General features: G+C 72.2%; 21 protein-coding genes. 9 read left to right on the top strand and 12 right to left on the bottom strand.

The features are described from left to right. Positions 1–32 precede the first annotated feature (32 nt). Complete coding sequence (locus ACZ4TR_RS28655; RefSeq protein ID WP_465290051.1) at positions 33–944, bottom strand: SAM-dependent methyltransferase; 912 nt, start codon at positions 942–944, stop codon at positions 33–35. Between the two features lie 39 nt (positions 945–983). Here ACZ4TR_RS28655 and ACZ4TR_RS28650 point away from each other — a divergent pair, with 39 nt between their 5' ends. Next, on the top strand, positions 984–1,553 hold the full coding sequence (locus ACZ4TR_RS28650) for a TetR/AcrR family transcriptional regulator (protein WP_465290049.1): 570 nt from the start codon (positions 984–986) through the stop codon (positions 1,551–1,553). A 2-nt stretch (positions 1,554–1,555) separates the two neighbouring features. Here the strand turns inward: ACZ4TR_RS28650 and ACZ4TR_RS28645 are convergent, their stop codons facing one another. After that, on the bottom strand, positions 1,556–2,116 hold the full coding sequence (locus ACZ4TR_RS28645) for a TetR family transcriptional regulator (RefSeq protein ID WP_465290047.1): 561 nt from the start codon (positions 2,114–2,116) through the stop codon (positions 1,556–1,558). Between the two features lie 37 nt (positions 2,117–2,153). On the opposite strand from ACZ4TR_RS28645, the gene ACZ4TR_RS28640 reads away from it, so the two are divergent. Then, on the top strand, positions 2,154–3,182 hold the full coding sequence (locus ACZ4TR_RS28640; protein ID WP_465290045.1) for an epoxide hydrolase family protein: 1,029 nt from the start codon (positions 2,154–2,156) through the stop codon (positions 3,180–3,182). On the opposite strand, the gene ACZ4TR_RS28635 is transcribed toward ACZ4TR_RS28640, so the two are convergent. Further along, positions 3,143–4,150 carry a helix-turn-helix transcriptional regulator gene (locus tag ACZ4TR_RS28635; protein WP_465290043.1) on the bottom strand — a complete coding sequence of 336 codons (1,008 nt, stop codon included), beginning with the start codon at positions 4,148–4,150 and terminating at the stop codon, positions 3,143–3,145. The two genes, ACZ4TR_RS28640 and ACZ4TR_RS28635, sit on opposite strands and share 40 nt — an antisense overlap. Before the next feature lie 93 nt (positions 4,151–4,243). On the opposite strand from ACZ4TR_RS28635, the gene ACZ4TR_RS28630 reads away from it, so the two are divergent. Together ACZ4TR_RS28630 and ACZ4TR_RS28625 are read left to right on the top strand one after the other, a co-directional pair. After that, the gene (locus ACZ4TR_RS28630; protein WP_465290707.1) at positions 4,244–4,639 is read left to right on the top strand and encodes a RidA family protein; all 396 of its coding nucleotides are present in this window, start codon (positions 4,244–4,246) and stop codon (positions 4,637–4,639) included. Between the two features lie 104 nt (positions 4,640–4,743). Next, positions 4,744–5,559: an IclR family transcriptional regulator gene (locus ACZ4TR_RS28625; RefSeq protein ID WP_465290041.1), complete on the top strand. Its 816-nt coding sequence runs from the start codon at positions 4,744–4,746 to the stop codon at positions 5,557–5,559. A 55-nt stretch (positions 5,560–5,614) separates the two neighbouring features. On the opposite strand, the gene ACZ4TR_RS28620 is transcribed toward ACZ4TR_RS28625, so the two are convergent. Genes ACZ4TR_RS28620 through ACZ4TR_RS28580 form a run of 9 tightly spaced genes read right to left on the bottom strand, consistent with a single transcriptional unit; the run spans position 5,615 to position 15,169 of the window. Next, the gene (locus tag ACZ4TR_RS28620) at positions 5,615–7,084 is read right to left on the bottom strand and encodes a dihydroorotase (protein WP_465290039.1); all 1,470 of its coding nucleotides are present in this window, start codon (positions 7,082–7,084) and stop codon (positions 5,615–5,617) included. A gap of 8 nt (positions 7,085–7,092) precedes the next feature. After that, a complete protein-coding gene (locus tag ACZ4TR_RS28615; RefSeq protein WP_465290037.1) occupies positions 7,093–8,472 on the bottom strand; it encodes an FAD-dependent oxidoreductase in 1,380 nt (459 codons plus the stop codon). Further along, positions 8,469–9,104, bottom strand: coding sequence for an aspartate/glutamate racemase family protein (locus tag ACZ4TR_RS28610; protein WP_465290035.1), 636 nt, complete (start codon positions 9,102–9,104; stop codon positions 8,469–8,471). The genes ACZ4TR_RS28615 and ACZ4TR_RS28610 overlap by 4 nt, the downstream gene beginning before the upstream one ends. Beyond that, positions 9,104–10,453 (bottom strand): MmgE/PrpD family protein, encoded by a 1,350-nt coding sequence (locus ACZ4TR_RS28605; RefSeq protein WP_465290034.1) that lies wholly within the window; start codon positions 10,451–10,453, stop codon positions 9,104–9,106. The genes ACZ4TR_RS28610 and ACZ4TR_RS28605 overlap by 1 nt, the downstream gene beginning before the upstream one ends. Next, a complete protein-coding gene (locus ACZ4TR_RS28600) occupies positions 10,450–11,151 on the bottom strand; it encodes an ABC transporter ATP-binding protein (RefSeq protein ID WP_364521293.1) in 702 nt (233 codons plus the stop codon). The genes ACZ4TR_RS28605 and ACZ4TR_RS28600 overlap by 4 nt, the downstream gene beginning before the upstream one ends. After that, positions 11,138–11,872: an ABC transporter ATP-binding protein gene (locus tag ACZ4TR_RS28595; RefSeq protein ID WP_465290032.1), complete on the bottom strand. Its 735-nt coding sequence runs from the start codon at positions 11,870–11,872 to the stop codon at positions 11,138–11,140. Before ACZ4TR_RS28595 ends, ACZ4TR_RS28600 begins: the two co-directional genes overlap by 14 nt. Beyond that, positions 11,869–12,918: a branched-chain amino acid ABC transporter permease gene (locus ACZ4TR_RS28590; protein ID WP_465290031.1), complete on the bottom strand. Its 1,050-nt coding sequence runs from the start codon at positions 12,916–12,918 to the stop codon at positions 11,869–11,871. The genes ACZ4TR_RS28595 and ACZ4TR_RS28590 overlap by 4 nt, the downstream gene beginning before the upstream one ends. Then, the gene (locus ACZ4TR_RS28585; RefSeq protein WP_465290029.1) at positions 12,915–13,928 is read right to left on the bottom strand and encodes a branched-chain amino acid ABC transporter permease; all 1,014 of its coding nucleotides are present in this window, start codon (positions 13,926–13,928) and stop codon (positions 12,915–12,917) included. Before ACZ4TR_RS28585 ends, ACZ4TR_RS28590 begins: the two co-directional genes overlap by 4 nt. After that, entirely contained in the window at positions 13,925–15,169 is a 1,245-nt protein-coding gene (locus ACZ4TR_RS28580; protein WP_465290027.1) for an ABC transporter substrate-binding protein, read from the bottom strand. The genes ACZ4TR_RS28585 and ACZ4TR_RS28580 overlap by 4 nt, the downstream gene beginning before the upstream one ends. A gap of 245 nt (positions 15,170–15,414) precedes the next feature. Here ACZ4TR_RS28580 and ACZ4TR_RS28575 point away from each other — a divergent pair, with 245 nt between their 5' ends. The 5 genes from ACZ4TR_RS28575 (at position 15,415) to ACZ4TR_RS28555 (ending at position 21,000) form a co-directional block, all read left to right on the top strand. Next, a complete protein-coding gene (locus ACZ4TR_RS28575) occupies positions 15,415–16,602 on the top strand; it encodes a CaiB/BaiF CoA transferase family protein (RefSeq protein ID WP_465290025.1) in 1,188 nt (395 codons plus the stop codon). Beyond that, complete coding sequence (locus ACZ4TR_RS28570) at positions 16,599–17,414, top strand: HpcH/HpaI aldolase/citrate lyase family protein (RefSeq protein WP_465290023.1); 816 nt, start codon at positions 16,599–16,601, stop codon at positions 17,412–17,414. Before ACZ4TR_RS28575 ends, ACZ4TR_RS28570 begins: the two co-directional genes overlap by 4 nt. Further along, entirely contained in the window at positions 17,411–18,232 is an 822-nt protein-coding gene (locus ACZ4TR_RS28565) for a cyclase family protein (RefSeq protein WP_465290021.1), read from the top strand. Before ACZ4TR_RS28570 ends, ACZ4TR_RS28565 begins: the two co-directional genes overlap by 4 nt. After that, the gene (locus tag ACZ4TR_RS28560) at positions 18,229–19,647 is read left to right on the top strand and encodes an MmgE/PrpD family protein (RefSeq protein WP_465290019.1); all 1,419 of its coding nucleotides are present in this window, start codon (positions 18,229–18,231) and stop codon (positions 19,645–19,647) included. Before ACZ4TR_RS28565 ends, ACZ4TR_RS28560 begins: the two co-directional genes overlap by 4 nt. Positions 19,648–20,064: 417 nt before the next feature. Further along, positions 20,065–21,000: an acyl-ACP desaturase gene (locus ACZ4TR_RS28555; RefSeq protein WP_465290018.1), complete on the top strand. Its 936-nt coding sequence runs from the start codon at positions 20,065–20,067 to the stop codon at positions 20,998–21,000. Positions 21,001–21,023: the final 23 nt, after the last annotated feature.

Genomic DNA, 21,023 nt, shown 5'->3' with positions numbered 1-21,023 from the left:
CCCATCGCCGTGCCATTCAATGGCAAACCCGGCTAGCTCTCGAGAACGCCACTCACGTAAAGCAAGTCGCCCATGCGCAGGTCGTCGTCCTCCAGGGGCGGAAGACCTTGGGCGGCAAGCAGGTCGCGAGTGCCGGCCGTGGTCAGCGTCCAGCCGAGGCCGGTCAGGTACGGCGCCGCTTCGTTGCGCTCGCCGAAGTACCGCAGCCGCGCCATGTCGGGGTCGAAGCCGTGCGCGCGCCAGAGTTCGGAGATGCCGTTCAACCGCCGTTTCGTCTGGCTTTCGGCGCCCGGCCGCGGGTTCGGCCTGCTTTCGGTGGCCACCCGGCTCCCCGGAGCGCTGAGCTCGGTGACCGTGTCCAGCAGGCGGTCCTGCGCCTCCGGTGGCAGGTAGCCGAGCAGGCCTTCGGCACTCCACGCGCTCGGCCGGGCCGGGTCGAACCCGGCGGTGCACAGCGCGGCCGGCCAGTCCTCGCGCAGATCGACCGCGACCACCCGGCGGTCGGCCGTGGGCTCGGCGCCCAGCCCGGCCAAGGTGCGGGTCTTGAACTCGACGACCCGCGGCTGGTCGAGCTCGTACACCACGGTCCCGGCCGGCCACGGCAACCGGTACGCCCGCGAATCCAGTCCCGAAGCCAGGATCACCCCCTGCTCGATGCCCACGTTCGCCGCGTCGAGGAAGAACTCGTCGTAGAACCGGGTCCGCACCTTGGCCCCGTCGATCGCCACCTGTCCGACCAGCTCGCCCGGCGGCAGTTCCCCGGCCGCCAGCCGGGTGAGCAGATCGATGCCGACCGCGCGGACGAGCGGCTCGGCGAACGGGTCGTCGAGGCGCGTACGGTCCGTGCGGGTCGCGATCGCCCGGGTCATCGCGGCCATGGTCGCGGTCGCGCCGACACTCGACGCCAGGTCCCACTCGTCCCCGTACTGCCTGGTCGAAGTCATGCGCGGACCGTAGCGGAGGCCGCCGTCCGCCTGGCTAAAATGAGAGCGGTGACCGCTCGATTGCCTCACCACCGGCGTTCCGACGCCCGCGGCCGCATCCTCGACGCGGCGCGCGCGGTGTTCGTCACCGAGGGCCTGGAGGTGCCGGTCCGGGAGATCGCCCGGCGCGCCGAGGTCGGGCCCGCGACCGTCTACCGCCACTTCCCGGCCAAGGAAACGCTGGTCGCCGCGGCGTTCACCGAGCAGGTGCGCGCCTGGCGGACCGCCATGGACGAAGGACTCGCCGACCCCGATCCCTGGCGCGGTTTCCGCGTCACGGTCCGGAAGCTGTGTGAACTGCAGGCCCGCGACCACGGCTTCACCACGGCGTTCAAGTCCGCTTTCCCCCGCACGCTGGACCTGGCCGCGACGCGCACCACGTCGCTGACCTCCGCGGCGCGGTTGATCCGCCGCGCCCGGGAAACGGGCCACCTGCGCGCCGACGTCGGGCTGGTCGACCTGAACCTCATGCTGATGGCCAGCACCGGCATCCACGCACGCACCCCGGCGGCACGCATCGCCGCCTCCCGGCGCTTCGCCGCACTCACCATCCAAGCCTTCCGCGCCTGACGTCACCCATCCGCGAGGCGCTGGATCACCGCGCCCAGCCACGCCTCGAGCTCAGCGGAATCGCCTGGCTCCGAGCGCAGCACCCGGCGGCGGGTCGAGACGCCGAGCACGAACGCGTCGATCGCCGCGGCCCGGCCATGGGCCTCCGCGTCGGTCAGGCCGCTGTCGCGCAGGTAGCGGTGCAGCGGCTCCAGGGAGTTCGTGTCGAGGAAGGCCGCCAGGGCCTCCGCCGCCTCCGGGCGTTCACCCGACGCGCGTTGCAGCACCAGCAGCGGATCCTCGCCCGGTTCGCCGGACCAGCGCCGGACGATGCTCGCCGCCAGCCGCGCGCCGAGCTCGGAACGGTCGCCGCCGAAGGAGTTCTCGACCGGGATCTCCACCCGGGTCGCCGCGAGGAAAAGGCCCTCCTTGCCGCCGAAGTAGCGCGTGATGAGGTTGGGTGACACGCCGGCCGCGTCGGCCACGCCCTTGACCGCGACCGCCGTGTACCCGTGCCGGGCGAACTGGCGTCGTGCCTGCTCGAGGATTCGCTGCCGGGTGGCCGCCGCGTCGCGTGAAGTCATGTGTACGAGCATACACATCATGTGTATGCTCGTACACATGATGGACGAACTGCGGGAGAGACTCCGGCGGACCCGGCGGGTCACGATCCCCTGGACCGCCGACGAGACGCGCGGCATCACCGGCGCCCGGCTCGACGAACTGCTCGCACACTGGGCCGATGGCTATGACTGGGACGCGCACGAGCGCCGCATTCGCGCACTCCCCTGGGTCACGGTGAGCACAGGCCTGCGGGTGATCCACCAGCGGTCCGCGGATCCCGACGCCCCGGTCGTCGTGCTGCTGCACGGCTGGCCGGATTCGGTGCTGCGGTTCGAACGCGTCCTGCCCCTGCTCACGGACGTGCACGTGGTGGTCCCCGCGCTGCCGGGCTTCCCGTTCGCGGCTCCGCTCACCACGTCCGGCAGGTCGGCCGGCCGGATCGCCGGGATCGTCGCGGACGGGCTGGCCGAACTCGGTCACCGGCGCTACACGGTGTCGGGCGGCGACGTCGGAGGCACCGTCGCGGAAGTCCTCGCGGGCGACCACCCGGACCGGGTGACGGCCCTGCACCTCACGAACATCGCCCCGCAGCGGGCGCTCACGGCGGACCCGGCGACGCTCGCGCCCGACGCGGCCGCCTACCTCGGCCGGGCGGCGCGGTGGTTCCGGAACGAGGGCGGCTACATCGCCGAGCAGTCCACGCGGCCGAACACCCTCGCCGTCGCCCTCGGCGACTCGCCCGCCGGCCTCGCGGCGTGGATCGCGGAGAAACTCGAGTCCTGGTCCGGCGAAGCGGCCTTCACCCTCGACGACCTGCTCACCTGGATCACCGCCTACTGGGTCACCGGCACGATCGGCACCTCGTTCGCCACCTACACCGAACCGGTCGCCCTCCCCGGCCGGATCGAGACGCCGACCGTGCTGTCGATCTTCCCGCACGACACCAAACCCGAGCCGCGAAGCTACGCCGAAGCGTTCCTGAACGTCCGCGAGTACGTGGAACACCCGGCCGGCGGCCACTTCGCCGCGTGGGAACAGCCCGACGCCTACGCCCGCGACCTGCACCGCGCGGTCGAGCTGAGCTGAAGGGCACCTTCAGCGGGCCGGTCTGCATACCGGGCGGCGATCGCGGCGGCGCGGTCGCGCAGCGCGGCGCGCAAGGACGGCGGTGCCAGCGCTTCCGCGTCCGTGCCGAGCTGCCACAGCGCCCACTCGGCGTGCCACGCGTCCTGGAACGTCGCCTCCAGCCGCAGCCGGCCGTCGGTGCCGGGTTCCGCCACGCGGACCGCCACCGCGGTGCTCAGCACTTCCTCCCGCCGCTTCGGATCCACCCTCATCAGCACGGTGAGGTGTCCACCGGCGAGGAACTGCGCGCAACGGTCCCGCCACACCCGGTTTAGGTCGACGTGGCTCGGCCGTTGCGCCGGCTCGGGGAGGCCCTCGGCGGCCAGCACCCGCGACAACCGGTAGGTGCGGTCCGCGCCGGCTCTCGTGGCCAGCAGGTAACCCCGGTCGCGGACGGAGACCAGGCCGATCGGGTCCACCGTGCGCCACCGCGGCGCCTGGTCGGCCGCCGCGTAGTGGATGCGCAGCCGGTGTCCGGAAAGGACCGCGCGCCGGATTTCGACCATGGCCGGACCGGGCACCTCCTCGACCGCCGCGCGACGGGAGAGCAAGTCGGTTTCCGGCTCGACGAGGAACCGGCGAGCCGCGTCGCTCGCGGTCGCCCGATGGCTTTCGGGCAGCGCGTCGACCACCTTGCGCCGGGCCGACGCGAGCGCCGGGCCGAGGCCGAGGCCCGGGCCGGTGGCGAGCAGGGCCAGCGCCTCGTCGTGGTTCAGCCCGGTGAGCTCGGTCCGGAACCCGGGCAGCAACGCGAATCCCCCGTGCCGGCCGCGTTCGGCGTAGACCGGGACGCCGGCCGTGGACAGCGCTTCGATGTCGCGCAGCACCGTCCGGGTGGACACGTCCAGTTCGCGGGCGAGGGCGTCCGCGGTCAGCCGGCCGCGCTGCCGCAGCAGCAGGACCAGCGAGACCAGGCGGTCGGCGCGCATCCGGAAACCCTAGCTGATACCCGACAGCAGATGTCGTGATTTGCCGGGAGGCTCGTGCGCACCGAAGTCGAACCGAACGGAGCTGATGTGGCAGTGGAACGAACGGCGGTCAACCCGACGACGTGGTCGGCGGAGATGGGGTTCAACCAGGGAGAGCTCGTTTCCGGGCACACCCGGACCCTGTACTGCTCCGGGCAGACCGCGATGAGCGCCGACGGCAAGCCCGAGCACGACGGGGACGTGGCCGCACAGCTGGCGCTGAGCCTCGACAACCTGGAGGCCGTGCTCGGTGAGGCCGGCATGACGCTGGCGAACCTCGTCCGGCTCAACGTCTACACCACCGACGTCGACGGGCTGCTCCCGCACTACGGGGTGCTGGCGGCACGGCTGGGCGCCGCGGGGGTGGCCCCGGCGACGACGATGCTCGGGGTGACCCGGCTGGCGATCGCCGGCCAGCTGGTCGAGCTGGAGGGGACCGCCGTCTCGTAACGACGTATCGCTGGCCGGAACGGTTTACCCGGGCCAATGCCCCAAAGTGCTATGCTTCGGGCCGAACCGTTCCTGTCAGCGAAACGAAGTCGAGGACCACGAGCTTGGCCGTCAACAGTACCGCCGGGCGCAAGCCCGCCACCGCGTCGGACAACGCCGGCACCGAGGCCGCCGCCCGGGTGGCGGACGTGCTGCTGCTCTTCACCGGTGGCCCCCGGTACCTGGGCGTCAGCACGATCAGCCGGGAGCTCGACCTGTCGAAGGCGGTCGTCTACCGGATCCTGCAGTCGCTCGTCTCGCGCGAGATGCTGGCCACCGATCCCGGCGTCGCCGGCTACCGGCTCGGTCCCGCGGCGGTCGCCCTCGGGGCGAGCGCCCTGCGCCGGTTCGACGCCCGCGTCGCGGCCATCCCCGTCCTGCGGCGGCTGCGCGACGAGACCGGGGAGACCACCACGCTCTCCGGGCTGGTCGGCGACGAACGGGTGTACCTCGACCAGTTCGAGAGCCCGCGCGAGATCAAGATGACCGTGGAGCTCGGCCGGCGGTTCCCGCTGCACGCCGGTTCCTCCGGCAAGGTGATCCTCGCGTCCCTGCCCGAAGACCGCCGGGAAGCCTTGCTGCAGCGGGAACTCCCCGCGCTGACCGAGCACACGATCACCGCGGCCGACCAGCTGCGCGACGTCCTCGCCGACGTGACCCGCGACGGCGTCGCGGTCTCGCTCGGCGAACGCCAGCCCGGCGCGGGGTCCGTCGCCGCTCCGCTGTTCGGGCCGGACGGCGAGGTCCACGGGTCCATCAGCATCTGCGGTCCTCAGTACCGCTTCACGCCCGACGCCGTCAGCCGCTACCGCGGCCTCGTCCGTGAGGCGGCGGCCGAGATCCGGCAGAGCTGGGCCTGGCTGCAGGAGTCCGGCCGGTAGCGGTCGTGAGTGAGAAACAGGGTTGGAACTTTGTTTTCTCACTCACGACCGTCTTTCAGCGGCCGCGCTTGAGGTACCGGCCCACCGGGTCGCCGACGACCTTGCCGTCGGCGAAGACGTGGTGGCCGCGCACGAACGTGTCGGTCACCTTCGCCGTCATCTCGAAGCCCTCGAACGGCGTGTACTCCTGCGTCGACTCGGACTCCGCCGCGCGCACGGTCCAGCGGACGTCCGGGTCGACCAGCGCGAAGTCCGCGTCGAAGCCCTCGGCGATCGAGCCCTTCTTCGGCAAGCCGTAGCGGCGCGCGGGGTTCTGCGAAGTCAGCTGGGCGATCCTCTGCAGGGACAAGCCTCGCTTGGCCCCCTCGCCGACCAGCCCCGGCAGCAGGTACTCCGCACCACCGAAGCCGGACTTCGCGAGGAAGACGTCGTCGCGGTCCGAGCCGAACTTCAGCTCGTCGCGACAGCACGCGTGGTCGCTGACGACCCAGTCCACGTCACCGGCGAGCACGTGCCGCCACAGCGCCTCGACGTCCTCACGCTCGCGCAGCGGCGGGTTGACCTTGCCGCCGATGCCCGACGCCGTGTCGACGTCGGCCAGCAGGTGCCCGATCGTCACCTCGCGCCGGAAGTCGATGTGCGGGAACGCCTTCCCCATCGTCAGCGCGGCCGACAGCGCCTTCTCCGACGACAGGTGCAGCAGGTTGATGTTCGGCAGCCCGGTCTCGTGCGCCAGGTACGACGCGATCGTGACGGCGAGACCTTCGGAGTGCGGCGGCCGCGACGCACTGTAGGCCCGCAGGCCCGACAGCGAGCCGTCCTGCTCCACCAGCTTCGTGTACGCCGTCATGATCTCGGCCGTCTCGCAGTGCAGCGAGAGCGACAGGTGCGGCGCGTACTCGGTCCGCACCTCGCGCGCCTGCTGGACCCCGCGCATCACGAACTCGAAGTGCGCGATGTCGTAGCGCTCGTCCGGCGGGATCATCAGGAAGTCGCTCTGGCTGGTGGAGCGCCCGTGCAGGCCGTGGCTGCCGTAGAACATGAAGATCTTGAACGACGTGACGCCGAATTCCTCGACGAGGTAAGGGATCTCGGAGATGTGCTGCGAACTCATCGGCGCGAGGTGGAAGGCGTAGTCGACGTAGGCGTTGCCCTCCGACGCGCTGAGCACCTCGGGGAAGAAGTCGCGGTAGCTGCCGCCCTTGTTGAGGTAGTACTGCCCGGTGCGCATGTACGTCAGCGACGTCGTGACGCCGCCCTGCGCGCTCGCGCGGCTTTCGGTGCGGGTGTCGGTGGCGAGCTCGTTGTAGATGCCCCAGTGCTGGTGCGCGTCGACCACGCCGGGGAAGGCCAGGAGGCCGCGGCCGTCGACGACCCGCGCGGCGTCGTCCGTCGGCAGGTCCGGCGCCACGCGGGTGATCGTGCCGTCGTTCACGGCGATGTCCAGCAGGTCCGGCTCGGTCCCGTCGGCGTCGTCGGGGCGGACGACCCGGACGTTCTTCACGAGCAGTTCCGTCGTTGCCATGGTTCTCCTCAGCTTGCGGTGTAGAGGTTTCGGCGCCGGGCGACGTCGCCGGCGGCCAGGTAGGCCAGCCCGAAGGCGGGCAGGAGTCCGTTGCCGGGCAGGTAGCCGGCGGCGCCGTGCCCGGAGATGCTCGCCGCGGCGCCACCCGCGGCGTAGAGCCCGGGAATCGGGCGGTCCTCGGGGTCGACGACGGCGGCGTGCTCGTCGACCAGCAGCCCGCCCTGGGTGTGGAACAGCGCGGGCACGACGCGCACCGCGGCGTAGCGGCCGGCCAGCGGGCGCTCCCAGTGGGTGCGGCCGTGCTCGTCTTCGCGTTCACCGCGGGCGATCGCTTTCGCGGTGGTGAGTTCCGCTTCCAGGGCGTCCGGAGGAAGGCCGGTCGCCTTCGCCAGCCCGGCGGCGTCGTCCGCCCAGACCAGCGCGCCGGCGGACACCACGTCCCGGAAGTCCCGGAACGGCTGACACTGCTCGAAGATCGTCTCGTCGAGCACGATCCAGCCGGTCGAGCCGGGCCGGGCGGCCAGTTCGGCGGCGTACTCGGAATAGCCGCGCGTCTCGTTGCCGAAGCGGCGGCCTTCACGGTCGACGAGGATCGCGCCGTGGATGATCGTCGCCCAGCCCACGAGCGTGCCCGCGGTGGCGGACACCGCGCCGTGGCCCTGGTAGGCGTCGAGGAACCCGGTCGCGGCGCCGAGCTTCTCGCCGATGCGCAGGGCGTCGCCGAGCGACTGGTCGCTGCCCTGGTAGAGCGATCCCGCGATCTCGGGCAGGTGTTTCGCGACGAGGTCGGCGTCGGCTCCGAAACCGTTGGTGGCCAGCAGGACCGCCCGCGTCGGGACCTCTTCCCCGGCGCCGTCGGGGTACCGGACGACGGCCGCGCGGACACCGTCCACATCGGACAGTACGTCGACGAGCCGGGCGGGTGCGAGCAGCTCGATGTTCTCGTGCTCGGCCACGCGGCGGGCGAGATGGTCGATGACGCCGGAGCCGTGCCGGCCCGGGATCGTGTGGCACCGGGGCACGGCGTGGCCGGGGTAGTTGAAGTCGGTGACGAGCGAAAGCGGCAACCCCGCCGAGTCCGCGAGCCACTCGACGAGCGGGGCGCTCACCTCGGCCAGGGTGCGGGCCAGCCGCGCGTCGGCCTGCCCGTGCGTCTTGGCCACGATGTCCGCGACGAACTTCTCGGGCGAGTCGTCGATGCCCTCCGCGGCCTGCCAGCGGGAGCCGGCGCCGGGGAACATCGCCGTGGACATCGAGGTGTTGTTGCCGCGCCGGAAGTGTTCGCTCGCCTCGACCACCAGGACGCTCAGGCCCAGTTCGGCCGCTCGCAGGGCACCGGCGAGCCCGCCGCCCGCGCCGGCGACGACGAGGTCCGGTCCGCCGGTCACGCGACCCCCTCGACCGTCAGCAGGCGCATCGCCAGTCCGGTGGGATCGACGATGCGCGCGGGGAGGTCGGCGGGCTCGACGTCGACCGCCGAACAGCCGTTGATCACCGCCGTGGCGCCCGATTCCGCCAGTTCGCGCACGGCCGTGCCGAGGGCGGCGTTCCACGTCTCGGTCTCGGCGATCGCGGAGAACGGCAGGTCCAGCACGCGGACGCCCACGAAGTACTCGGTCAGCCGGTAGGCGGCGATGCGTTTCGCGAACTCGTCGGCGATCGCCTCGTTGCGCACGACCGCGCCGAACCGGACGCCCTTCGCGGCGAGGTAGGTCGCCGACAGCTTGAGCAGGCCGTGCACCGGCAACGGCGGCTCCGCGACGGCGTCGGGGACGGCCGGGTCCAGCACGCAGTCCGGGAAGGCCAGGTCCCAGCCGTCGCCGGCGGCCGCGAGCGCAGCGGCGACGGCGTTCTCGGAAACCCGCATGGACTCGTCCGTGTCCAGGGTCTTCGGGGCCGACGGGCCGACGTCGCGCAGCTCGATCTCGAGGCCCGGCGGCGCGAGCCGGTCGTAGCGCTCCTGCCGCCGCCGGATCTCCTCGGGGGGCAGGTGGATGGGCGTCACCGCGAGGGCACGCATCAGTTCGGCTCCTTCTCTTCGGTTCCGGCCAGCTCGCGCAGCGCCGTGCCGGCGTGGGGCAGGCCGGGCAGGGCGCGGCCCAGCGCGGCGGCACGCGCCACGAACGGCCCGGGCAGCCACTTCCCGAGCAGGCCGACCAGGTCGGGCTCGGTCAGCGGGCGGTGGTCGGCGTCGCCGACCGGGTTGGGCACTTCGCAGGTCAGCGCCGTGCCGTCGTCGAAGGCGACGGTCACGCGGGCGGCCCGCTCGTCCGGCAGCCGGGCGGTGAGGTCGGCGGCCTCGACCAGGCGCACCCGGCTCGCCAGGGAGCGCACGTCGGCGTCACAAAGCGGGCTCTCCGGGCCGACCTCACCGGTCAGCGCGGCGGTCGCCACCACGAACGGCGTCGAGAACATCGCCGAGAGCCGGTTCGACCAGTCCGCCTCGGACAGTCCGGCCCCCAGGACGTGCGTCTCCACCAAGATGTGCGTGATGCCCTCGGCCCGGAACGCCGGCCGCGAGCGCAGTTCGAGCACGGCGTCCGCCGCCGGGTGGGTGAAGGAGCAGGACGCGTGCCGCTTGAAGTAGCCGCGCGTGATGTCCCAGCGGGTGCCCAGGTCCGCGGTGAGCTCCCCCGCGTCGAACTCGCCGAGCAGGGTGCCGAGCGAGAGCGCGGCCGTGCCGGTGACGCGGGCCATCCCGGCCGCCGCCATCCGGGCCGCGGCGAGCCCGGACGTCGCCGAGGCACCCAGCCACGCGTTGCGAACGGGGTTGCCCTGGGTCGCCGAGTCGAAGTGCCCGGCGATGCCCAGCCCGGCCGCGGTGTCGATGGCGGCCGCGACCGCCCCGGGCGGGAGGCCGAGCAGCCGCGCGCAGCCCGCCGCCGCGCCAGGCACACCCCAGCTGCCGTGCGGGTGCGCGCCCGCGCGCAAGGTGGTCGCGCGGCCGAACCGCGCGGCCACCTCGTAGGCGGCCAGCAGCGCCGCCGCCGTGTCCGCGCCGGTGCTGTCCAGCTCCGCCGCCAGCGCCAGCACCGCGGGGAACCCGTGGGCGGCGGGGTGGCCCTTGGCGTACTTGTGGCCCTCGTCCAGCTCCAGCGAGACGAGCGCGACGCCGTTGAGCCACGCCGCCGCGTCGGTCGTGACGAGCCGCCCGGCACCGATGAGCGGCGCCGGACCGGCCGGGGCGCGCCAGGCATCGGCCAACGAACGCTGCTCCGGCAGCGAAGCTCCCAATGCGGTGACGCCGACGACGTCGAGCAGGACGAGGGACAGCCGGTCGAGCACCGCGGCCGGGACGCTCGTGACGTCCAGTTCGGACACCCAAGCTCCCAGCGATGCGGTCGCCGCAGCGGCTTGTTCGCGTTTCACAGTCCCAAGTACGCCTTCCTGACGCGCTGGTCACCGGCCAGTTCGGCGCCGGTGCCCTGCAGGACGGTCGACCCGCTTTCCAGCACGTACGCGCGGTCGGCGATGGCCAGCGCCTGCTTCGCGTTCTGCTCGACCAGCAGCACGGCCACCCCGCCGTCCCGGATGCGCTGGACCGCTTCCAGCACCGTCCAGGTCAGTTTCGGGGACAGGCCGGTCGACGGCTCGTCGAGCATCAGCAGCCGCGGCCCGGCCATCAGGGCGCGGCCGATCGCGAGCATCTGCTGCTGGCCGCCGCTGAACGTCTGGGCGATCTGCGTCCGGCGTTCGGCGAGCACCGGGAACAGCTCGTAGACCTCGGCCAACGACGCAGCGGCCTGGGCGGGCGTGCGGGTCCACGCACCCATCCGCAGGTTCTCCTCGACGGTGAGCGTGCCGAACAGCGCGCGGTCCTCGGGCACGTGCACCAGCCCATCGCGCACGAGCTGGTCCGGACGCCGGCCCGCGGTCGGCTCGCCGTCGAGCGTGACGCGGCCCGACGACGGCTTGAGCTGCCCGCAGATGCTGCGCAGCGTCGTCGTCTTGCCCGCCCCGTTCGCGCCGACCAGCGCGACGATCTCGCCGGCGCCGAGGTGCAGGTCGACGTCGTGCAGGATGCGCATCCGCCCGTACCCGGCGCACACCTTCTCAAGCGTCAGCATGGGTCGGCTCCTCACCGAGGTAGGCGTCGATGACGCGCGGGTCGCTGGTCACCTCGGAGGGCGAGCCGACGGCGAGCACCCGGCCCTGGTCGAGCACGAGGACGCGGTCGGCCAGCCGCATCACCGCGGCCATGATGTGCTCGATGAACACCAGCGTGACGCCCTCCTGTTCGCGCAGCGTGGCGAGCAGGTCGAGCACCGGTTCGCGCTCGGCCGGGACCAGCCCGGCCAGCACCTCGTCGAGCAACAGGACCTTCGGCCGGGTCGCGAGCGCCCTGGCCAGTTCCAGGCGCTTGAGCCCGGCGGTCGGCAGGTCGGTCGCGGCGCGGTGGGCCCACGGCCCGAGCCCGACCCGGTCGGCGACGTCGAGCGCGTGCGCCCGCAACGCTTTCGCGCTCAGCCGGTGGTGCTGCGCGGCGAGGCTGACGTTCTGCGCCACCGTCATGCTCGCGAACGGCCGCATCAGCTGGAACGTGCGGACCATCCCGGCGCGGGCGATCCGGTCGGGGGCGCGGCCGGTGACGTCGTCGCCCGCCAGCCGCACCCGGCCGGTGTCCGGCTTCAGCGCGCCGGAGATGACGTTGAACAGGGTCGTCTTGCCCGCGCCGTTGGGCCCGATGACGCCGAGGATCTCGCCCTCGGTGACCGAAAGGTCCACATCGGACAGTGCGTGGACACCGCGGAACGCCTTGCCGACGCCGGTGACTTCCACGATGCTCATCGTCGCCACCTCGCACCGATAGTTCCGACGATCCCCTTGGGCAGCACCCGGACGATCAGGATCACCAGCACCGCGTACAGCACGACGTCGAGGCCGCTGCGGCCCTGCAGGAAGCCCAGGAACTCCGGTGGGGTGCGCAGCAGCGTCGCCGTGACGTCGGTGAGCGAGCCGATGATGATCGCGCCGACCACCGGACCCCACACCGTGCCGATGCCGCCGATGACCACGGGCACGATCGCCTGGATCGAGATGGCCGAGCCGAATCCGAGATCGGGGTTCACGAACAGGTAGTACTGCGTGTAGAAAGCGCCCGCCACCGCGGTGATCGCGGCGGACAGCGCGACCGTCATCAGCTTGTGCCGCAACACCGGAGCGCCGAGTGACGCGGCGGCCAGTTCGTCGTCGCGGATGGCCGTGACGTACCGGCCGGCGCGGGAGTGCAGGAAGACGATGCTGATCGCGACCGCCGCCCCGGCCAGGACCAGGGCCACCCAGAAGTACGCCGGCGAGTCGGCCGGGAACTGGATCAGCCACAGCGACGAGTCCTGGATCAGCGGGACGCTGAAGCCGACGGACTTGTTGGCGAAGGCGCTGCTCGTGACGATCAGCCGCAGCATCTCGGCGAACGCGAACGTCGCCAGCGCGAAGTAAGCGCCCTGGAGCTTGTAGCGGAAGGAGAAGTACCCGATGACCACGGCGACCGCGGCGGCCACCGCCATCCCGGCCAGCATCCCGATCCACGGCGAGACGTTGTGCTTCACCAGCAGGTACGCGCTGGTGTAGGCGCCGAGGCCGAAGTAGGCGGCGTGGCCGAAGCTGAACATCCCGCCGAACCCGCTCATGATGTTCCAGCCGACGGCCATCAGCAGGAAGATCAGGATCCGGACGGCGACCGCGCCCTGGGCGGCGGGCAGGATCAGCGGCAGCGGGATCGCGACCAGCACGAGAATCGCGAGGATGGCCAGCTGGCGGTTCTGCGGGCGCAGCGGCGGCGCTTTGACGGCGTCCGAGGATCCGGTCGGCGCGGCGATGGTGATGGTGCTCATGCGCGCCTCCCGAACAGGCCCTGCGGGCGGAGGAACAGCACCAGCACGAACACCACGAAGACGCCGAGCAGCGAGCTCTGGCCGCCGAGGTAGATCGTGGTGAGCTGCTCGACCAGCCCGATCAGCAGGCCGCCGACGAGCGCGCCGACGACGTTGCCCATCCCGCCGAGCACCACGACGACGAACGCCGTGATGTTGAACTGCTCCCCCAGCGTCGGGGTCACCGTGACCAGCGGGCCGGCGAGCACCGCCGCCGCACCCGCGCACGCCGTGCCGATGGCGAAGGTCAGCGTGTGCATCCGGCGGACGTTGATGCCGACCAGCGCGGCACCGGGCGCGTTCGCGGCGACCGCGCGGATCGCCGTGCCCAGCCGGGTCCGCCGCAGCAGCCAGTACAGGAGGCCGCCGAGCACGATCGCGCCGAGGAACGCGTACAGCCGCGAACCCGCGACGACCGCGCCCAGCAACGGGAACTGGAAGTCACCGGGCAGGTCGATCGTCTTGGGCTCGGCACCGAAGAACATCAGCAGCCCGTTCTCCAGCAGCAGCGACAGGCCGAGCGTGATCAGCAGCTGGTTCTCCAGTGACCCCCCGCCCTTCCCGGAGAGCAGCCCGCGGTGCACGGCCGCGCCGAGCAGGAACAGCACGGGCACCGCGACGATCAGCGTCAGGTAGGGGTGGAGCCCGGTCGCCTGGATCATCCCGAAGGAGAGGAACATCGCGACCGTGAGGAACGCGCCGTGCGCGAAGTTGACGATGTCGAGCACGCCGAAGATCAGCGTCAGGCCCATCGCGATCAGGCCGTAGAGCCCGCCGGTCAGGATGCCGGTGACCACCGACTGCCAGACCACCAGGCCGCTGCCGGACTGCACCAGCGCGAGCACGATCGCGACGACGAGGACGGCGGCCACGATGCCGGCGCGGCCGAGGAAACCCCTGTCCGCCTTGGCTCTCCGGTCGGGGGGTGCGGTTTCGGGGACGACGGGCGCCCCGGTGTCGAGTTCGGTCATGGTCGCCACGCCACCCTGTAGTCGGGCCGGGATTCGGCTTTTTCGGGGGGATACACCTGCTGGACCCGCCCGTCCCGGACCTGCATCAGGACGGGGAAGGCGTTGCGGTTGTCGCCGTTGGGGGCGAACTGGATCTGCCCGCGGCCGACGGTCAGGGGCGAGACCTGGGCGGCGGCGATCGCGTCCCGCACCTTCTGCGGGTCGGTGCTCGCGGCCTGCTCGACGCCGTGCGCGATCACCTGGACCGCGTCGTAGGACAGGACCGCGCCGGTGCGCATCGGGTCGCCGTAGAGCTTTTGGTACTTCTCGCGCAGCGCGACGGTCTCGGGGTTCGTCGCGTCGTAGTGGTAGTTGGTGCTGAAGTAGAGGTTGCCGAGCGCGGCGGCGTCGGCGACGAACTTGGGCTGGTCGTACGCGCCGTTCGAGACGCCCCAGACCGCGTTGAGGCCGGGTTTGACCGACGCGATCGCCTTGGCCGCCAAAAGACTGTCGCGGTAGTAGCCGGCGACCGCCAGCACGTCCGCCCCCGAGGCCTTGACCTGGGTGATCTGGGCGGTCAGGTCGCTGACGGTGGTGGCGTCGTAGCTGATGTTCGGTCCGATCCCGATGCCGAGCTGTTTCGCCGCGGCGGTGAAGGCGTCGGCCGCGCCGCTGCCGAAGTCGCTCTGCTCGTGCAGGAACGCGACCTTGCGCACGGGCTTGCCGGCCTGGTCCGAAACCGCCTTCAGGTACTGGGCGGCGGCCGTCGCGATCGCCTTGCTGCCCGGTTGAACGCGGAACGAGTACCGGTAGCCGTGGGAGAAGATCGCGTCGGAGGCGGTCACGTCCATCACGAACGGGACCCGGTTGCGTTCGGCCACGACGGCGACGTTGGTGCTCACGGCGCTCTGGTAGGTACCGACCAGGCTGACCGCGCCGGCCGAGATCAGCCGCTGGGCCTCGCTCTGCCCGATGTCGGCCTTGCCCTGCGTGTCCCCCGTGACCAGCTCGACCTTGCGGCCGCCGAGCGAGGAGATGCCGCCGGCCGCGTTGATCGCGTCGACCGCCAGCTGCGCGCCGCGGCGCATCTGCAGGCCGTCGACCGCGTTCGAGCCGCTGACCGGGTGCAGTGCCCCGATCTTGACCGGGCCCTCGTCCCGCCCCGCGGCGGCGCCCCCGGCTCCCATCGGAGCCGATCCCCCGCACCCGGTCACGAGCAGGGCCAGCGCCCCGAGTCCCGCGACGAGCATTCGTGCGGACATGTCACCTCTTCCCACTGGAAGGGCTGTCGTTCCGCTAAGCGAAACGCCAGGTTTGTTGCGGGTCATCGTGACACCCGGCCCGACTTCAGGTCAACATCTGCGCATAACTTGACGGACACGTGCGATCAGTGCGAACTTGGGAAACACCGAGAGACGTCGCTGCGAAACCAGACGTTCACAAGCGTTCCCCCCGGCGAAACGACGGTCAGATCCGAGTCGCCGGACGAGAAAGGCAGGTAAGCCCCATGACGGGCGCTTTGTCCGGGATCCGGGTGCTCGACACCGCCACCCTGTTCGCCGGCCCGCTGGCCGCGACGCTGCTGGGCGACTTCGGCGCCGAGGTGATCAAGATCGAGCACCCGAACGGCGATCCCGTGCGCAGCCACGGCGCGCAGCGCGACGGCGTCGGCCTCTGGTGGAAGATGCTCGGCCGCGGCAAGAAGGCGATCACCCTCTACCTCGGTTCCCCCGAGGGCCAGGAGATCTTCAAGAAGCTGGTAGCCGACGCGGACGTCGTCGTGGAGAACTTCCGCCCCGGCACGCTGGAGCGCTGGGGCCTCGGCTACGACGAACTGCGCGAGATCAACCCCGGCCTGGTGCTCACCCGCGTCACCGGGTTCGGGCAGATCGGCCCGTACGCCAAGCGGCCCGGCTTCGGCACCCTCGCCGAGGCGATGAGCGGGTTCGCCGCGATCACCGGCGAACCGGACGGCCCGCCGACACTGCCCCCGTTCGGCCTCGCCGACGGGATCGCCGCGCTGACCACCGCCTACGCCGTGATGACCGCGCTGCGGGCGCGGGACCAGACCGGGCGCGGGCAGGTCGTCGACCTCGCCATCATCGAGCCGATCCTGACGCTGCTCGGGCCGCAGATCATCGCCTACGACCAGCTCGGCACACTGCAGCCGCGCACCGGCAACCGCTCCACGAACAACGCGCCGCGCAACACCTACCGCACCCGTGACGGCAACTGGGTCGCCATCTCCACCAGCGCCCAGTCGATCGCCGAACGCGTGATGCGGCTGGTCGGGCGCCCCGAGCTGATCGACGAGCCGTGGTTCGCCAGCGGGGCCGAACGCGCGCAGCACGCCGACCTGCTCGACGACGCCGTCGGCTCGTGGATCGCCGACCGCGACCGCGACGACGTCGTGAAGGCGTTCGAGGAGGCCCAGGCGGCCGTCGCGCCGATCTACACCGCCGCCGATGTCATGACGGACCCGCAGTTCGCGGCGCTGAACAGCATCACGACGGTCGACGACGAGGAGCTCGGGCCGGTGAAGATGCAGAACGTGCTGTTCCGGCTGTCGGAGACGCCCGGCGAGATCACCTCGGCCGGGGCGCCGCTCGGCGCGCACACCGCCGAAGTCCTCGGCCGCTACGGCCTGGGCGAACCGGAACTCGCGGCTCTGCGCGACAAAGGCGTGATCAAGTGAGCGAGGTCCTGCGCAGCTGGCTGTACGTTCCGGGTGACCGGCCCGACCGGATCGCCAAGGCACTGGCCGGCCCGGCGGACGCCGTGATCATCGACCTCGAAGACGCCGTCGCCGCGGCGGCGAAGGACGAGGCGCGGCGCAACGCGCTGGCCGCTTTGGCCGACGGCGCGAAAGCGTTCGTCCGGATCAATGCGCCGGGCACCCCCGCCGGCGAGGCCGACATCAAGGCACTGACCGGGGCCGCGGGCGTTCGCGTGCCCAAGTGCGAGGACCCGGGCGAGCTTCGGCGGGTCGCCGACACCCTCGGCGTGCCGGTGTACCCGGTGCTCGAATCCGCGCTGGGTGTGGAGAACGCACTGGCCATCGCCACCGCGCATCCGCTCGTCGCCGGGATCTCCCTCGGGGAAGCCGACCTCGCCGCGGACCTGCGCGTCACCGGCGGGGACGCGCTGACCTGGCCGCGCTCCCGGGTCGTCGTCGCGGCGCGGGCGGCCGGGCTGCCGAGCCCGGTGCAGAGCGTCTGGACCGCCGTGCGCGACCTCGACGGCCTGCGCGCGAGCACCGAAGCCGGGCGGCGGGCCGGGTTCTTCGGCCGGTCGGTGATCCACCCCGCCCAGATTCCCGTGGTGCACGAGGTGTGCGCGCCCGACCCGGCGGAAACCGCCTGGGCGAGCGACCTGCTCGACCGGCTCGCGACGGAGGGCTCGGCGGCCTGGATCGACCACCACGGACAGTTCGTCGACGCCGCGATCGTGGCGCGCGCCCGCTGGGTGCTCGCGCTCGCGCAGGAAAGGGAAGGCCAGCACTCATGACACGTCCCCAGGATCCGCTGCTGTCGGCGATCGCCGGCGGGGTCCGGCTGATCGAGCTCGGGCAGCCGTTCTTCACCGGCATGCCCTGCTCGCCGAACCACCCCGGGTTCCGGATGACGCTGATCCGCCGCCACGGCGACATGCGCCGCCCGGACGGTGGGTCGGCCGCCAACGAGATCATCGTGACCGGCGGGCACGTCGGCACCCACATCGACGCGCTGTCGCACGTCAGCCACGACGGCAAGCTGCACGGCGACGTCGACGCCGCCGAGGCCCAGCAGGGCGGCGTGTTCCGCACGCACGGCGCGGAAAACCTCCCCGGCCTGCTGCGGCGCGCGGTGCTCCTGGACGTGGCCGCGGTGCACGGCGTCCCGACGCTGGAACCGGGGTACGGCGTCACGGCCGACGACCTGGACGCGGCCGCGAAGCTGGCCGGCACCGAGCCCGGCGCCGGCGACGTCGCGCTGATCCGCACCGGCTGGGCGCGGAACTTCGACGACGCCCCGAAGTACATGGGCAAGGAGACCGGTGTCCCCGGCGCGACGACGTCGGCGGCGGAGTGGCTGGCCGCCCGTGAAGTCGTCGCCACCGGTGCCGACACGACGGCTTACGAGCAGATCCCCGCCGGAGCCGGGCACGCCGTGCTGCCGGTGCACCGGATCCTGCTCGTGGAGTCGGGCATCTTCATCCTGGAGCACCTGAACCTGGAAGCCGTCGCGGCCGAAGGCGTGCACGAGTTCGCGTTCGTGCTGGCGCCGCTGCGGATCGTCGGCGGCACCGGCTCGCCCGTGCGTCCCCTCGCGGCGGTGAGCGCATGACCGCCACGATCGTGCAGCAGCTGGCCGCGTTCGCCGCGTCGGTGCGGGCCAAGGGACTGCCGCCGGAGCTGCGGGACGACGCCGCCCGGCGCGTCCTCGACGTGCTCGGCAACAGCCTGGCCGCCACCTCGGAGCGGCCCGCCGCGGCCGTCGGGGCGCTGGTCCGGGAGTGGGGCGGCACCGGGCGCGCGACCGCGATCGGCACCGGCGACCGGCTGCCCGAGCCGAGCGCGGCCCTGCAGAACGGCACCCTCGCGCACTCGCTCGACTTCGACGACACGCACCTGCCGTCGGTGCTGCACCCGTCGGCGTCGGTGGTGCCCGCGGCGCTGGCCGTCGCGGAGTCGCGCGGGGCGACCGGGGCCCAGCTGCTCGACGCGATCGGCGTCGGCGTCGAGATCACCGTGCGGCTCGGCATGGCCGGCTACGACGAGGAACTCGGCAACTCGGTGTTCTTCGAACGCGGCCTGCACGCGACCGCGATCTGCGGCGCCCTCGGGGCCGCGGCGGCCGCGGCGCTGCTGTCCGATGTGGACGCCGAAGGCATCGCCGACGCCATCGGTATCGCGGCCAGCATGGGTTCGGGGCTGCTGGAGGCGAACCGCACGGGCGGCACGGTCAAGCGGATCCACTGCGGCTGGGCGGCCCACGGCGCGGTGACGGCGGCCGGCATGGCGCGTCACGGCATCACCGGCCCGCCCACGGTCCTGGAAGGCCGATTCGGCCTGTTGCAGGCGTTCTGCGGCGACCAGTCCGATGTGGACGTGATCGTCGACGGCCTCGGCGAGCGCTGGGAGCTGCCCGGGATCTTCTTCAAGCCATACCCGTGCAACCACTTCACCCACGCCGGCATCGACGCGGCGCGGCGGCTGCGTGCCCGGGGTGTCGATCCCGCCGACGTTCTCGAGCTGGAGCTGGGCGCGCCGACGGCGGTGCTGCGCACGATCGGCGAGCCGCGTGAATCCAAGATCCGGCCTCGGTCGGGCTACCACGCGGCGTTCTCCGGCCCCTACACCGTGGCGGCCGGGCTGCTGGGCGGCGGCGGGCTGGGCGTGTTCCACGACGACTTCACCGACGAAGCCGCCGCGGACCCCGCCCGCCTGGCCTTGGCGGCGAAGGTCCGCTGCGTCCCGGACGCCCGGTGCGACGAGATCTTCCCCCAGCAGTTCCCGGCGGTCCTGCGCGCGCGGCTGAAGGACGGCCGGGAACTGGAGGAACGCGTCGACGTCAACCGGGGCGGGCCGGGCAACCCGCTCTCGGCGGACGAGCTGGCGACGAAGTTCCGCCTCAACGCGGCCCGGGTCCTCCCGGCCGAGGTCAGCGCGCGGATCACGGAGCTGACCTACGGCCTGGCCGAGCTGGGCGACCTCACGGAGCTGACCAGCCTGCTGCGCACCGGGCCCGCTCACCCCTGAGTGGTCGCCAGTTTCACCAGGGTGCGCAGGGTCCGTGTCCGGCAGGTACGCGCGGGTGAGCGCCATGCCGATCCGCGGCAGGTGGGCCTTCATCGCGGCAGGCCAGGTACGTCGGCTCGTCGCGCAGGACGAACTTCGTCTTGAGCGCGTGCAGCGACCCCTGCCGCGCTTGCAGGAGAAGTCGTCCCCGCTGCGCGCCGGCGTGCTTTTAGGTGGGTGGTGGCGCTGCGGCACCAGCCGCTGACCACCTCGGGCTGCGCACCTGACCGAGGCTCACCGGGAGATCGCTACCCGCCGGTAGCGACCTCCCGGGAATCGTGACCGTGCCCACCCGGGGGAACCACTCGGCCCCCACGTCCGTTTACGCTACCTACGGCACCGTAAGTTACGGTCGCGTAGGTACGGAAGGACGTCCCCATGCCGGTTCCGGAAAGCACGCGCCTGTTGTACGAGCTGGAAGGGACGGTCGAAGAGAACCTCAACCGGCACCTCGCCGCCGCCCAGGAGTGGATGCCGCACGAGTACGTCCCCTGGAGCCAGGGGCGGGACTTCGCCGAGCTCGGCGGCGAGGCGTGGGACCCCGAGCAGTCCCGCGTCACGCCGATCGCGCGGACGGCGCTGGAGGTCAACCTGCTCACCGAGGACAACCTGCCCAGCTACCACCGCGAGATCGAGCGCGCGTTCGGCCGCGACGGCGCCTGGGGCACCTGGGTGCACCGCTGGACGGCCGAAGAGGGCCGGCACGGCATCTGCATCCGCGACTACCTGCTGGTCACCCGCGCCGTCGACCCCGTCGAGCTGGAGCGCATGCGGATGGAGACGATGCAGGCGGGCTACGAAACCGGCGACAAGCCGCTGCTCCACGTCTGCGCCTACGTCTCGTTCCAGGAGCTGGCCACCCGGATCTCGCACCGCAACACCGGCCGCTACACCCAGGACCCGCTGGCCGAGCGGCTGCTGGCCCGGGTGTCCACGGACGAGAACCTCCACATGGTCTTCTACCGCAACCTGGTGAAGGCCTCCCTGGAGATCTCCCCCGACGCCATGATGCGCGCGATCACCGACGAGGTCGTGTCGTTCGCGATGCCGGGCGCGGTGATCCCGAGCTTCGCCCGGAAGGCGGCCCTGATCGCCAAGGCGGGCATCTACGACCTGCGCATCCACCACGACGACGTCGTCCTGCCGCTGCTGCGGTACTGGAAGGTGTTCGACCTGACCGGCCTCGGCCCGGAGGGCGAAGCCGCGCGCGACGAGCTGGCGGCCTTCCTGAAGACCCTCGACGCCCAGGCGGCCCGCTTCGAAGAGCGCCGGGACGCCGCCGAGGCCCGGCGGAACAAACTCGCCCACGGCTGACGCGGCCGGGCGGGCGGCCTGAG

Source organism: Amycolatopsis sp. NPDC028719 (genome assembly GCF_055565395.1).
This window is presented reverse-complemented; position numbering and strand designations above follow the sequence as displayed.